At 46.3% G+C, this 12,265-nt stretch carries 12 protein-coding genes; 4 read left to right on the top strand and 8 right to left on the bottom strand.

The features are described 5' to 3' along the window. Positions 1–35: 35 nt before the first annotated feature. Positions 36–476: a universal stress protein gene (locus ICN30_RS09450; RefSeq protein WP_216275139.1), complete on the top strand. Its 441-nt coding sequence runs from the start codon at positions 36–38 to the stop codon at positions 474–476. Between the two features lie 70 nt (positions 477–546). Here the strand turns inward: ICN30_RS09450 and ICN30_RS09445 are convergent, their stop codons facing one another. After that, the gene (locus ICN30_RS09445; protein ID WP_370626629.1) at positions 547–2,010 is read right to left on the bottom strand and encodes a M23 family metallopeptidase; all 1,464 of its coding nucleotides are present in this window, start codon (positions 2,008–2,010) and stop codon (positions 547–549) included. 71 nt (positions 2,011–2,081) lie between these two features. After that, the gene (locus tag ICN30_RS09440) at positions 2,082–3,008 is read right to left on the bottom strand and encodes a 3-hydroxyacyl-CoA dehydrogenase NAD-binding domain-containing protein (protein ID WP_216275135.1); all 927 of its coding nucleotides are present in this window, start codon (positions 3,006–3,008) and stop codon (positions 2,082–2,084) included. A 118-nt stretch (positions 3,009–3,126) separates the two neighbouring features. On the opposite strand from ICN30_RS09440, the gene ICN30_RS09435 reads away from it, so the two are divergent. Then, positions 3,127–4,260: a mandelate racemase/muconate lactonizing enzyme family protein gene (locus ICN30_RS09435; RefSeq protein WP_216275133.1), complete on the top strand. Its 1,134-nt coding sequence runs from the start codon at positions 3,127–3,129 to the stop codon at positions 4,258–4,260. A gap of 81 nt (positions 4,261–4,341) precedes the next feature. Here ICN30_RS09435 and ICN30_RS09430 read toward each other — a convergent pair whose 3' ends face one another. The 4 genes from ICN30_RS09430 to ICN30_RS09415 form a co-directional block, all read right to left on the bottom strand. Further along, positions 4,342–6,354 carry a TRAP transporter permease gene (locus tag ICN30_RS09430; RefSeq protein ID WP_216275130.1) on the bottom strand — a complete coding sequence of 671 codons (2,013 nt, stop codon included), beginning with the start codon at positions 6,352–6,354 and terminating at the stop codon, positions 4,342–4,344. Positions 6,355–6,460: 106 nt separating this feature from the next. Further along, positions 6,461–7,411: a TAXI family TRAP transporter solute-binding subunit gene (locus ICN30_RS09425; RefSeq protein WP_216275128.1), complete on the bottom strand. Its 951-nt coding sequence runs from the start codon at positions 7,409–7,411 to the stop codon at positions 6,461–6,463. Positions 7,412–7,439: 28 nt separating this feature from the next. Further along, a complete protein-coding gene (locus ICN30_RS09420; protein WP_216275126.1) occupies positions 7,440–8,366 on the bottom strand; it encodes a dihydrodipicolinate synthase family protein in 927 nt (308 codons plus the stop codon). Between the two features lie 13 nt (positions 8,367–8,379). Next, the gene (locus ICN30_RS09415) at positions 8,380–9,309 is read right to left on the bottom strand and encodes a 2-hydroxyacid dehydrogenase (RefSeq protein WP_216275124.1); all 930 of its coding nucleotides are present in this window, start codon (positions 9,307–9,309) and stop codon (positions 8,380–8,382) included. A gap of 84 nt (positions 9,310–9,393) precedes the next feature. On the opposite strand from ICN30_RS09415, the gene ICN30_RS09410 reads away from it, so the two are divergent. Together ICN30_RS09410 and ICN30_RS09405 are read left to right on the top strand one after the other, a co-directional pair. Beyond that, positions 9,394–10,335, top strand: a complete 942-nt coding sequence (locus ICN30_RS09410; protein ID WP_216275122.1) for a 3-hydroxyacyl-CoA dehydrogenase family protein — start codon at positions 9,394–9,396, stop codon at positions 10,333–10,335. Between the two features lie 38 nt (positions 10,336–10,373). Continuing rightward, the gene (locus tag ICN30_RS09405) at positions 10,374–11,054 is read left to right on the top strand and encodes a cytochrome b/b6 domain-containing protein (RefSeq protein ID WP_216275120.1); all 681 of its coding nucleotides are present in this window, start codon (positions 10,374–10,376) and stop codon (positions 11,052–11,054) included. On the opposite strand, the gene ICN30_RS09400 is transcribed toward ICN30_RS09405, so the two are convergent. Both ICN30_RS09400 and ICN30_RS09395 read right to left on the bottom strand, forming a co-directional pair. Then, on the bottom strand, positions 11,055–11,504 hold the full coding sequence (locus ICN30_RS09400; RefSeq protein WP_216275118.1) for a cytochrome c: 450 nt from the start codon (positions 11,502–11,504) through the stop codon (positions 11,055–11,057). 91 nt (positions 11,505–11,595) lie between these two features. Further along, the gene (locus tag ICN30_RS09395) at positions 11,596–12,258 is read right to left on the bottom strand and encodes a site-2 protease family protein (protein ID WP_216275116.1); all 663 of its coding nucleotides are present in this window, start codon (positions 12,256–12,258) and stop codon (positions 11,596–11,598) included. Positions 12,259–12,265 lie beyond the last annotated feature (7 nt).

Raw genomic sequence — 12,265 nt, 5'->3', positions numbered from 1 at the left:
GAATGACATTAGGGTTTAATTTAACAGGAGTCGATATGTTCAAGCACTTATTAGTACCGGTTGATGGTTCGGATGTAAGTAAAAAGTCCTTAAAAAAGGTTGCCGCGCTTGCTAAAGCTGACAAAGCCGCCGTGACTTTGGTTTATGTTTCTGATCCAATGCCGCCGATGGTTTATTCCGATAGCACCATGGGTTATGGCATTTCTCAAAAAGATCATAAGAAGGTATGCGAGGCATTTGCTAAGGATATCTTTAAAAAAGCAGCTGTTGCATTAGGCGCTGGCATTAAGGTCAATACCTTGCATATCGCAGATAGCAATTTATCTGAGGGTATTTTGGAGGGTGCCAAGAAAGCCAAGGCAGATGTGATCGTGATGGCTTCACATAAGCGTACTGGCATTAAGAGTGTTTTATTGGGTAGCGAAACGCATGAAGTGATTGTGCATGCTAAGTTACCGGTATTGGTTCTTGGCTGATACACGACGCTGTAAAAATTAAAGGGGCCTAATAGGCCCTTTTAATATTGCTGAATTGATTAAGCGATTTTTAATTCTTGGGAGGTGTGCCCAGCAAGAGAATTTCTCTGGTAAGTAAGCCGCTGTCACTATCGCGCATATTCCATAAATCTAATTCTGTTTTAGCGCCATATGGATCAACGTAGATACCATCTTTTCTTAATTCAAAGTGAAGGTGAGGGCCGGTAGAGCGTCCGGTTGATCCAACATAGCCGATCTCTAAACCGCGTCGCACTTCATTCCCAACTTCTAGCTCGGAGTTGTAGTTACTTAAATGAGCATAATAGGTGCGATAGTTTCCGGGGTGCTCAAGGATGATGAGATTGCCAAATGCGCCGCTATAGCCCAAATGCGCTACCTTGCCTGTCGCTACGCTAAAGATTGGCGTCCCAATCGGTGCTGAGTAATCAATCCCCATGTGGGTTCGATATCGTTGCTTTGGTGCTGCTACTGCCGCATTGGCATTCTTAGATGGGGCAACTTTTTTGCTGGATGCTCTCACGCTTCCAACGCCCCTCGAGATGCGTCGATAACTTAAGGGATTAGTCCAGAAGGTACGTTCAATAGACTCGCCACTGGCGGTGTAAAAGGCGCCAGGAATATCGCTTCTCTCCACCCAAAATGCGCTAGAAAATACTTCGCCTGAAGCTGGATCAATAATTTCAGCTGCCCATATTTGCGCCCAGCGCTCTTTATCGCCAAAGTCCACTATCAAGCGCACAATGCTGTTGGTACTTTCCAAGGCGCTGCTATCTTCGGGATAGATCTGTTTGATGACAGAGTTCAATTCCCAAATGAGCTCCACAGGCAATTTATCGCCCACCTTTTTGGGGTCGTATAAAACATCGCGTAATGGTAGTTGAATTTCTGTAAAGCGTTTCGACTCGTCTTTTAGATAATCTTGTTGAATTAAGAAGCTGCCTGCTGCTGAAGGGGTAAAAGTCCAAATCTCTGTCTTGGCATCCTGCATGGGGCCATTCATGATACTGAGTGATTCAAAGCGGTTACGACTTCCTAGGGCTAGTGCATACGGAATGCAATCGCCGCGCATCCGATCAAAAAAGCCTTTGGTTTGGGATCTAAAAAAATCATTGAAATTTCGATCATTCAGACCTAGATTTGCTGGGAGACTTTCTTCGTTATAACTGCGGCGTAGGCAGCCACGTTGAACGCGGTAATCCAAATTCGAGCCACCATCATTACTGTACTCGCCCTCAATCCGCTTAAACAGCTCCGGATTCAGGCTCATGCTTTTAGAGGATTGATTTGACGAGTCCGATTTGACTTTGAGCCCAGCTTGCTTGTTGCTTTGTACGACGGTCTTCTGTTTAACTTGCGGAGCCTTACTGACCTTGCTGGTTTGGCTTGTAGTTTGCGCTACAGCGCTAGAGACGAGTTCAATCCCCGGCAGTTGAATGAGGCCAACTAAGGCAAATCCAATTAAATTGATTGCCCCTTTTACAAAGAGGGGGCGCGCACAGACATTTTTCTTCACCCAGCAATTATCCAATATTGTTGTGGCAGATCGCAGCATTTTGAGGTGTGCTGTATCGCAGCAATCCCAATTTAATTCAATTCAGGTGCTATTTTTAACACTTCAAAGGCTGCCTTAAGACGTGTCTCATAGACTTGCTTCATTTGAGCTGCTTCCTCTGATGACCACTCTCTAAAACCGGCACCTTTGGCCATGCCTGTTTTTCCGGAATTGACCAGATCCATAACGCAGTCAGGTGGCGCTTGGATATTCGAGAGAGAGGGATAGATCACCTCCGCTGCTAGTGTCATACCTTCCCAGCCAGAGATTTCCTTTTGAGTCATGGGGCCAACTGCAGCGTAACGAAAGCCAAAGCTATAGCGCACAGCAGTATCGACATCATCTGGTGAGGCGATTCCTTCTTGCACCAAGGAAAGTGCCTCACGCATCAAGGCATGCTGAATTCGGTTGGCTAAAAATCCTGGAATATCTCGCTTGACTAAGACTGGTTTTTTGCCATGGCTACGATACAGATTGCAAATCTCTTCAGCCATCTGTGGATCAGAATTTTCACCCAGTACTACCTCTACCAAAGGAACGATATGGGCGGGCATGAAGTAGTGGGTGTTGAACATGCGATGGCTTGTTGCGAGGCCTTGTGCAATATCGCTAATAGGAAAGCCCGAACTGTTGCTGCCAATCGGAATGCTGGGTGGCACGCGCTGATCAAGCTCTCTAAAAAGCGCCTTTTTGAGATCAAGACGCTCAGAAATGGTTTCAATAAGTAGATCGGTATTTTGCCAATCAGACCAATCTGCAATGCTGCCTGCAATGAGTTGGGCGCCACTATCTCGCCATGAGGGATTGATGGTATCAGCGCAGGCCTCCACCTTAGAAAGGTTGAGCTTTGCCTTATTGAGATCCCTACCTAGCAAAATTGTTTTGGCGCCATAGGCCAGAAAGCTGGCTGCGATGCCTACCCCCATAGTGCCTGTGCCTATGACAACAACTTTGCTCATAACGCCTCCAAATAATCGTGGATGAAGTTAATTCTTAAGCGACTCATTATTCCCTATTTGGGAGCCGTCATACATTCTTAATTGTGGCTACAATAATTTTTTGAATATAGGAGCTCCTATGCCCATCATTGAGTCAGTATCAGTTGCAGCTGTAGCGGTGCCTCTAGATAAGGTCACCTCCTTTTCTACGCGGACGGTTTCAGAGCGCCACTATTGCTTGGTCAAGGTACGCGGTAAGGATGGTAATGAGGGCATTGGCTTTTGCTATGTGGGTAGTGCTGGCGGCGATATTGCCAAGATTGCAGTAGAGCAATTGCTGGCCCCAAAACTGATTGGTCAAAATAGCCATCGCAGTGAAGGTCTGTGGATGGATATGTATAACGAGTCCATTTTGCAAGGGCGCGCTGGTGCAGTTATGCGCGGTATCTCCATTCTGGATACGGCGCTTTGGGATTTAAATGCCCGTACCGCAAAATTGCCCCTTCACCATTATTTGGGATCAGTCGTAGACGACCGCGTCCCAGCTTATGCCAGTGGTGGCTACTATCTAGATGGTAAAACTCCCGCCAAGTTGGGTAAGGAGATGGAGTCCTACGTCAAACAAGGCTTTAAGGCCGTCAAAATGAAAGTAGGGCGCCTTTCCCCAAGAGAGGAAGAAGCGCGTGTTAAGGCTGCTCGTAAGGCCATTGGTGAGGATGTTTTGCTGACTTTGGATGCTAATAATGCCTGGCGTGATCTACCGACAGCTCTGGAATACATTCGTCGCTTTGAGGCTTACAACCCTTATTGGATTGAAGAACCATTTTCACCTGATGCCATTGATCTGCATGCGGCCCTAGCGCGCCAAACCAAAATCAACGTTGCTACTGGTGAGATGGAGGCTGGACGCTGGCGTTTCCGAGAGCTCATCGATGCTGGCGGGGCAGCTATTTTGCAGTCTGATGCAGCTGTGTGTGGCGGCATCACCGAGTGGCGCCGTATTTCTGCTTACGCCGATTTAAAGGGTGTGATTGTTTGCCCACACTGGATGCATGATCTGCATGCACCTTTGGTGGCGGCAACGCCAAATGCCCGCTTCGTAGAATTTTTCTTGGATGATCAGGTCTTGAACTTCCGCAGATTGATTAACAAGCAACTTGCTTTCAAGAATGGCGACTTGATTCTGCACAAAACCCCAGGACTAGGTTTTGAGTTTGATGAGGCGGCGATTAAAAAGTATGCTGGCAAGACTGCTTGGACTAAGATCGCTTAATTGTTCTATCTAAATTTGCAACAATAAAAAATCCCGCACTTGAGGCGGGATTTTTTATTGTCTTGCGCTACTTCGGCATGCTTAAGTGGATCTCGGATGTAGCTTGAAGTGGGTGATCGATTGGGTGATCAACACCAAGCCAAAACCTACAAATCCAATAATGTCAGCTTCGGTTGATGGATAGGAAAGTGCCACACCAGCAACAACCATGATGACGCGTTCAAAAATCTTGGTTTTTTCAATAAACCAGCCTTGTAGTCCACCAGCTAAGCAGATGATTCCGACCACGGCGGTAAAGGAGATCCAAGCAATTTGCGACCAATCTGCTTGCTCTAAAGCGGTGGTGGAGCCCATCAACAACAAGCTCACGCCTGACTTATCGAGCACAAACATGAACGGCACCAAGATTGCTGGTGCGACATACTTCCAAGTTTGTAAAGTCGTCTTATAGGGGTTGCCTTTGCAAATCGCTGCCGCCGCAAAAGGGGAGAGCGCTGTTGGAGGGGATACCTCAGAAAGCACAGCGTAGTAAAAGATAAACATGTGCGCTGCAAATTCTGGAACGCCAAGGTTAATCAGTGCAGGCGCTGCGATCACGGCACAAATAATGTATGACGCAGTTACGGGAACGGCGAGTCCAACAACCCAAACCACCAAGCCTGTGAAGATGGCAGTAAGCAAGAGTGAGCCGCCTGCATACTGAATCACAATGGAGCTGAACTTCAAGCCTAAACCAGTCAATGTGACGGTACCAACAATCAAGCCGGCACCAGCGCAGGTCACTGCAATCGCTAGAACGCCAGTAGAGCCAGATGCCAGCGCTTTAGTGAGGTTGGAGTTGTATAGGCCAGAGAGAATCTTTTCTTTACCCTGGAACCACTCCCAAGGAATGATGGCAGTGTCACGACGCAGCATGCTGGAAACTGCTGACACTACTGTCGCCCAGAACACTGACATAACCGGTGAAAAGCCAAACATCATGAAGACCACAATGGAAATCAATGAGAAAAAGTGGAACCAATATTTTTTGGTTAATTGCCAGGCTGTTTCTGCGGCTTTGAACTGAATGCTCTTCATTCCGTACTTGCGTACATCAATTTCTACCATGACCAATAAGCCAAGGTAAAACAGGATGGTTGGAATGGTTGCCATCAGCAACACGTCTAAGTAAGAAATTTTCAAAAAGTCAGCGATCAAGAATGCCGCTGCTCCAAGTACAGGCGGGGAGATGATTGCACCTAAACCACCGGCGGCCAGCAAACCACCTGCAGCATTTTTTTCGTAACCAACTTTATCGAGCATTGGGGCTGCTACTGAACCAACGGTAACAGTGGTGGCTACGCCAGAGCCTGATGGGCCGCCCAACAAGAATGAGGAGAGAACAATCGTTCTACCAACACCAGAAGATTTACCGCCCATAGCAGCAAAAGAGAAGTCGATAAAGAATTTGCCTGCACCAGTAAATTGGAGGAAGGCGCCAAAAATAGTGAACAGAATAATGAGGGTGGCTGATACGTCCACCGCAGTGCCATAAATACCCTCAAGCGTCATGAACATGTAACCAACTAGACGATCAAGGTCATAGCCTTTGTGTGTCCAAGGAGCTGGCAAATAGTTGCCAAAGAGGGCGTACGCTAAGAAAAGGGAGGTAACTACTACCAAGACCATGCCGTTGGTTCTTCGGACACTCTCTAGGATTAGTGCAATTAGGAAGACGCCAAACATGACGTCAGTTGAATTCGGGGCGGTATTGCGATCAAACAGATCATCTCCGCCACTGAGGATGTAATAGGCTACAGCTATCGACCCGACGGCAAATAGGATGTCCCACCACATCAGGCGGTTCTTAAATCGGGCTGCAATTGGAAAGCTCAGGAATACTAAAAACAGTACTAGGGCTACGTGGATAACACGCAGTTGCTGGGTTGGAACAATGGAATAAGCAGCGTATAGGTGAAAGAGTGACATGCCAACCGCCACCAAGGTGATGAACTTGGCCAAGAGACCTTTGTAGTCATTGGAATCACCTTCCTCTTGCTTAATGAAGGCGTCTAATTTTTCTTGTGTTTCGTTATCAATCACAGCTTGTGTCATGTCTCTACCTATTTTCTTATATACGGCTTTTTTGTCTTGCTAATGCGGAACTATCAAAAAATTCAGGAGTGCCTGAAGACACTCCTGAGCTCAAAATGAATTTGATTTAATTTACTTTGATGTTTTTTTCTTTGTAATACTTCAATGCACCTGGGTGATATGCGATAGGTGTTGAGTTTTGTTTTTGATTCTCAAGAGTTACATTGATGTATTCCTTGTGAGTACGAACCAATTCCAGTTTGTTATCAAAGACGGCTTTCACAATTTTGTAAGCTTCGTCATCAGGCATATTGGCATTAACTACCAAAATATTGGCGACACCAGCTACTTTATTGTTTTTGCCCATACCGCTATAGGTTTCTTTTGGGATATCTGCAGCAAAGTACAGATTGCCATATTTCTTATTCATAGCAGCTACTTCTGCAGCGTTATCAATCATGACAATTTTCATGCCGGGACTATTAGCGAGGTCAGTTACAGCAGCAGTTGGCAAACCACCAACCCAGAAGAAGGCATCAATTTTGCGGTCTTTTACTGCGTTAACAGATTCAGCTACGCTCAAACGCTCGCGCTTGACGTCCTTGTCTTTATCTAAGCCAGCAGCCTCGAGGAGGCGGAAAGCCATTACTTCAGTTGCACTACCTGGGGCGCCAGTACTAACACGCTTGCCTTTGAGGTCCTTCATGGACTTGATGCCGGTGGAGTCCACTGTTACAACGTGCATGAGATTTGGATAGAGAACCATTAGGGTGCGTAAATCTACTTTCTTGTTAGTAAATTTGCCTTCGCCATCTTTAGCATCTTTGGCAGCATCAGCCATGGAGAAGCCAACGTAAGGTTTACCTGTGCCGATGAGGTTTAGGTTATCTACAGATCCACCAGTCACTTCGGCAGTTGCAGACATGCCTGGAACTTTGCTAGAAAGTACTGAGGCTAGGCCGCCGCCCATTGGGTAGTAAACGCCGCCGGTACCGCCGGTTGCAATAGAAAGGTTTTGTGCTTGCGCTGCACCGAACAACATGGTGATAGTCACAGCAATTATTTTAATAAGCTTCATTTTTGTCTCCTGTTTTGAGTCTATTTAATTAAAGGCCTGGCATGCTGAAATTAATTTTTTGTAGCTCGCCTAACAACTTCGCTTGCTGATCTGCACTCAACTGCATGAGTGGTGGGCGTACACGTAACCACTCTGAATCTTTGCTGAAGTGTGCAACTGCAGTTTTCATGCCGGCAATCATTTGATATTGAGCAAACACTGAGCGTACTTGATCTAGGGCGGCCTGGCGTTGATCTGCGTCAGATTCCCTCCAATGGGCTGCTAATTCAGCGATAGCCTTAGGGTTTACGTTAGCAGTAGCGGAGATGCAGCCAACGCCACCTGCACGCAGGGCGCGCATTAAGAAAACTTCGCTACCGGCATAAACCCGGAAACCTGATGGTGCCAAGAGTTTGATCACGGACTCTGTATAAGCCCAATCACCAGAACTATCTTTCATACCAACAACAGTTTTTGGATATTCTTTGGCTAAGCGCTCTAGTAAAGAAAGGCTGAGGTTAATTTTGGTGACCGGTGGAATGTTGTAGATATAAATTTGCAATGCTGCATTGCCAATCTTTTGAATGACTTCTGAGAAGTAAGCAAAGAGGCCATCATCAGTAATATCTTTGTAATAAAAAGGCGGCAACATCAATACGCCTGCGCACTTGTGGTCAAGGGCATGGCGAGTCATGCTAACTGTTGCATCAATAGACGTGGCACCCGTACCAGGCATCATGTGTGCTGGATTTAAGCCACCTTCAACCAATGTAGTTAATGTGGCCATCTTTTGACGGGCGGACATAGAATTGGCTTCTGAGTTTGTTCCGAAGATTGCTTGACCAACACCATTGGCTTCGAGCCATTGACATTGCTTTAGTAACTTTTGCGCATCTGGGCTGCCGTCTTCTTTAAATGGAGTTAATACAGGTGAGAGCACCGCAGGCAGTGTGGAAGGGTGTAGGGAAATGGTCATTACTTACTCCAATTTAATTTTTTACTTCAGTCAGAAGTGGTTTTTTATTATAGAAAGCTTCTAAATTATCTATTGCTAGGTTCGTCATTAATTGTCGCGTTTCAGAAGTGGCGCTTCCGATATGCGGTGTCAGTAAGACATTATCAATATTTAAGAAGCCGACGTTTGGATTTGGTTCATTTTCAAATACATCGAGAGCTGCACCAGCAATGATTTTTTGCTGCAGTGCAACTAAAAGTGCGGCCTCATCCACTACGCTGCCTCGCGCAATATTAATAAGATAGCCTCTCGGACCCAAAGCTTCCAAGACTTCTGCATTAATCATTTTTTCTGTTTCTGGACTAGCGGGGCACGCAAGAATAAGAATGTCAGATGCCTTTGCTAAGGACTTGATGTCAGTGAAATACTCATAAGGTAATTCTTTTTGAGTGGGTCCGGTATAGGCTAGTTTGACCTTAAAAGGCTCTAAGCGTTTTGCTAGATCTTGCCCAATGCGACCCATCCCTGCAATCCCAACGCATTTCCCTGCAAGGGTAGTGGTGATGGTGAAGGGCGCCCTCGACCAAGCGGCGCTTTTGACAAAGTCCTGCGCTTCCGGAATGCGACGTAATAAGCTAAAGAGCATGCCAATGGCAAGCTCACAGACGGCATCATTCAGAACGCCCGGAGTGTTGCTGGCTTTAATTCCATGCTCCTGGAGATAGTCCAAGGGAAGGTTGTCGTAACCCACGCCACATGTAGCGACCATTTGCACGGCAGGTATTTTCTCCAGCAACTCTCGTGGGATTTGTGTGTTTGAACGGGTAAGGATGGCGGTGAAGTTGACATCGGGAGGTTTGTCCTGGGGGTTGAGTAGCTTGCTTGTGCTCAGTCGCTTATCAATCTCCAATTGCATTATTTCTGGAAATTGCCCGACCTGCAGTACTGAATTGACTGGGATCATGTCTCACTTACTTTTTTATTGGAATAATGAAAACATTGTAAGAGGATTTGTAATCCTTATCTTGCCCCCGAAGGAGAAATGAAGATGTTGTTTACCCCATCCGAAACTAAAGTCGTCATCGTTGGTGGCGGCACTATGGGTGCTGATGTGGCAGCCGTTTGCGCGCGTGGGGGTTGTGCTGTACAGGTCCTAGAGCCTACTACCGAGCGCCGCGCACTGCTGCCAGATTACTTTGCCAACACCATGATTGATTTGGGCTACGAGCATCGCCTGCATTTGCTCTCTACTGCTGGCTCCCTAGAGGAGATAGATTGGCCAGAGATAGATTTAGTCATTGAGTGCGTACCTGAGCGTTTGGATATTAAGCAAGAGCTGTTTGCCAAGCTGGAACAATACGCAAAACCGGAGGCAGTCTTAGCAAGCAATAGCACGAGCTTTCCGATTAGCGATATTTCAAAAGGGCTGAAAACGGCAGCACGCATGATTGGTTTACATTTCTTCATGCCTGCGCACTTAGTACCATGCGTAGAAGTCGTCTATGGCCAAAAGACTTCCCCCATGGTTGGTGAAAGTCTTTCTCGATTGATGACGGCCTGCGGTATGGTGCCAGTTACTGTTAAAAAAGATTTGCCAGGTTTCTTGGCAAATCGCTTACAGCACGCTTTATCACGTGAAGCTTTTGCCATGGTTGATGCGGGGATTGCTAGCTTAGAAGATATTGATAAGGCAGTACGTTTTGGTTTTGGCTTTCGCTATATCGCTGCTGGACCTGCAATGCAGAGAGATCATGCTGGTCTAGATGTACATGGTGCTGGTGGAGCAACGATTTATCCCACTCTGAATAACTCTCCAGATATTGCAAAATGTTTGAGTGATCGTATCGCCAGCGGCAAGTTGGGCATGAAAACCGGTGAAGGTTTTTATTCTTGGACTGCAGAGACGATGAAGGCGGAGCGAGAGCGCTACCAAGAAGCTTTACGTGAAGGCTTGAAGATCATTCAAAAGGATCTGCCGGAGATTAAATAAATCAGGATTAATCCCATGCGGTGATTTATTCTTGAGTTATGAAAAAAATCATTCGTGTTTGGGACTTGCCGATTCGCCTCTTTCATTGGCTCTTAGTTGTCGGAATTATTTTGAGTTTTGTGACCGTCAAGATTGGTGGCAATGCCATGGAATTCCATGCGCGAGTTGGTTATTGTGTTTTGACCTTAATTATTTTCCGAATCTGCTGGGGCTTGATTGGCTCGCACCATGCCCGTTTTATCAATTTCGTGCCAAGCCCAAAAGGCCTTCTGAATTATCTATCTGGCAAAGCTAAGGTGAGTCTTGGCCACAACCCCCTGGGCGCGCTATCTGTTCTAGCCTTGCTCTTTTCGATTGGCCTTCAAGGAGTGACTGGTCTTTTTGCAAACGACGACATCGCTTTTGAGGGGCCGCTCGCAAAATATGTTTCCAATGAAACAGTTGAGCTTTTAACTTCTATTCATCATCAGAATGAAAAGGTTCTGATTATTTTGATTGTTGTTCACCTCTGCGCAATTTTTTATTATCAAAAATTCAAGGGTGAGAATTTAATAAAGCCAATGTTGCTGGGCGATAAAGAAATCGACCCAAGCGAGGAAGCAAAGTATCTGCCTTCTGACTTGGGTCAAGTCTCCAAGGATGGAGCTTGGCAACGCGGCCTAGCGCTGTTGCTGCTCAGCCTGATTGCGGTGATTCTGGGTTACTTCATAACGAACTAATTACTTTTTCTTGAAGTCATCATGGCAACCTTTGCAGGTAGCGCCGGCAGCACCAAAAGCTTTTTTGATTGCTTCTTGATCGCCTGACTGCGCAGCAGTATTGAGGTTGGCTACAGCCAGCTGCATTTTTTCTCCAGCAGATTTAAATTTGGCGTTATCAGACCATACTGCTGGTAGCGCGTTGCCACCTTCAGTGCCTGGACCAAATGCTTGCCATGGCAAAGTGGAGAGCATTGCAACAACGGCCGCATTCTTGGCGACTTCATCTTTATTAAATGGTGCTTCACCTTTAACAACGGCGCCAATTTTTCCAAAAGAATTCGCCATCACAGTAAAAGCGCTTTGGCGATACTTAATTGCATCCTCAGGTTTTTTAAATTGCGCATAGGCAATTCCACTTAGCAATAGTGTTGGTGCAAGGGTGGCTAAAACAAGATGTTTGATTTTCATGAGGGCTCCAATGATTTCAATAGATGAAAGATGTAACGCAGTATTGGGTCAGCATACTCTCGAATGCTGATTTTTGCCGATCTGAATTTCTTTAGAAAATCATTCTTAAGGGGCTGGTCAGCAAGAGAATTAACCACTCAAAAAATGCCATCAATGGGGTCATCCAAAGGCTGCCAATGATCCCAGTAAAAACAAGGCCGAGAACGATAAAAAAGCCCCAGGGCTCTAGCTTGCCCAAGGCGATAGATTGGCGTGCAGGCAGGAGTCCCGCAAGAATCCGGCCACCATCGAGAGGGGGAAGTGGAAATAGATTGAAAACCAGTAATCCTAAATTCCAGGTAATGCCGGCCTGTGACATGGAGATGAAGAACTTTTCGTTTATCCCAAACCCAACCAGCCCAATTAGTAGGATTAGCCAAATTAAAGCCTGAATGAAATTGGAGCCAGGACCAGCTAGGGCCACCCAAATGGAGTCAATTCTGGGGTTACGAAGGCGCCCAAAGTTTACGGGTACCGGTTTGGCATAGCCAACTAAAAAGGGAGATCCTGACAAAATCAATAGCAAGGGGATGAGGATTGTCCCCACAGGGTCTATATGTTTAATAGGGTTCAGGCTTACTCTACCCAGCATATAGGCTGTATTGTCACCAAATTGACGCGCCGCATAGCCATGGGCAGCCTCATGGATAGTGATGGCAAAAATCAAGGGAATCGCATTAATCGCGACAGCTTGGATAGAATAGTCAGTAATCATGGCAATA

It is taken from the genome of Polynucleobacter sp. 31A-FELB (assembly GCF_018882405.1).
Lineage (GTDB): Bacteria > Pseudomonadota > Gammaproteobacteria > Burkholderiales > Burkholderiaceae > Polynucleobacter.
This window is presented reverse-complemented; position numbering and strand designations above follow the sequence as displayed.

Excerpts from the sequence above, each read along its gene's own strand:
- ICN30_RS09435 (WP_216275133.1), top strand. The coding sequence starts at position 3,127 with ATGCCCATCATTGAGTCAGTATCAGTTGCAGCTGTAGCGGTGCCTCTA.
- ICN30_RS09440 (WP_216275135.1), bottom strand. The coding sequence starts at position 3,008 with ATGAGCAAAGTTGTTGTCATAGGCACAGGCACTATGGGGGTAGGCATC.
- ICN30_RS09420 (WP_216275126.1), bottom strand. The coding sequence starts at position 8,366 with ATGACCATTTCCCTACACCCTTCCACACTGCCTGCGGTGCTCTCACCT.
- ICN30_RS09395 (WP_216275116.1), bottom strand. The coding sequence starts at position 12,258 with ATGATTACTGACTATTCTATCCAAGCTGTCGCGATTAATGCGATTCCC.
- ICN30_RS09425 (WP_216275128.1), bottom strand. The coding sequence starts at position 7,411 with ATGAAGCTTATTAAAATAATTGCTGTGACTATCACCATGTTGTTCGGT.
- ICN30_RS09410 (WP_216275122.1), top strand. The coding sequence starts at position 9,394 with ATGTTGTTTACCCCATCCGAAACTAAAGTCGTCATCGTTGGTGGCGGC.
- ICN30_RS09405 (WP_216275120.1), top strand. The coding sequence starts at position 10,374 with ATGAAAAAAATCATTCGTGTTTGGGACTTGCCGATTCGCCTCTTTCAT.
- ICN30_RS09430 (WP_216275130.1), bottom strand. The coding sequence starts at position 6,354 with ATGACACAAGCTGTGATTGATAACGAAACACAAGAAAAATTAGACGCC.
- ICN30_RS09450 (WP_216275139.1), top strand. The coding sequence starts at position 36 with ATGTTCAAGCACTTATTAGTACCGGTTGATGGTTCGGATGTAAGTAAA.
- ICN30_RS09400 (WP_216275118.1), bottom strand. The coding sequence starts at position 11,504 with ATGAAAATCAAACATCTTGTTTTAGCCACCCTTGCACCAACACTATTG.
- ICN30_RS09415 (WP_216275124.1), bottom strand. The coding sequence starts at position 9,309 with ATGATCCCAGTCAATTCAGTACTGCAGGTCGGGCAATTTCCAGAAATA.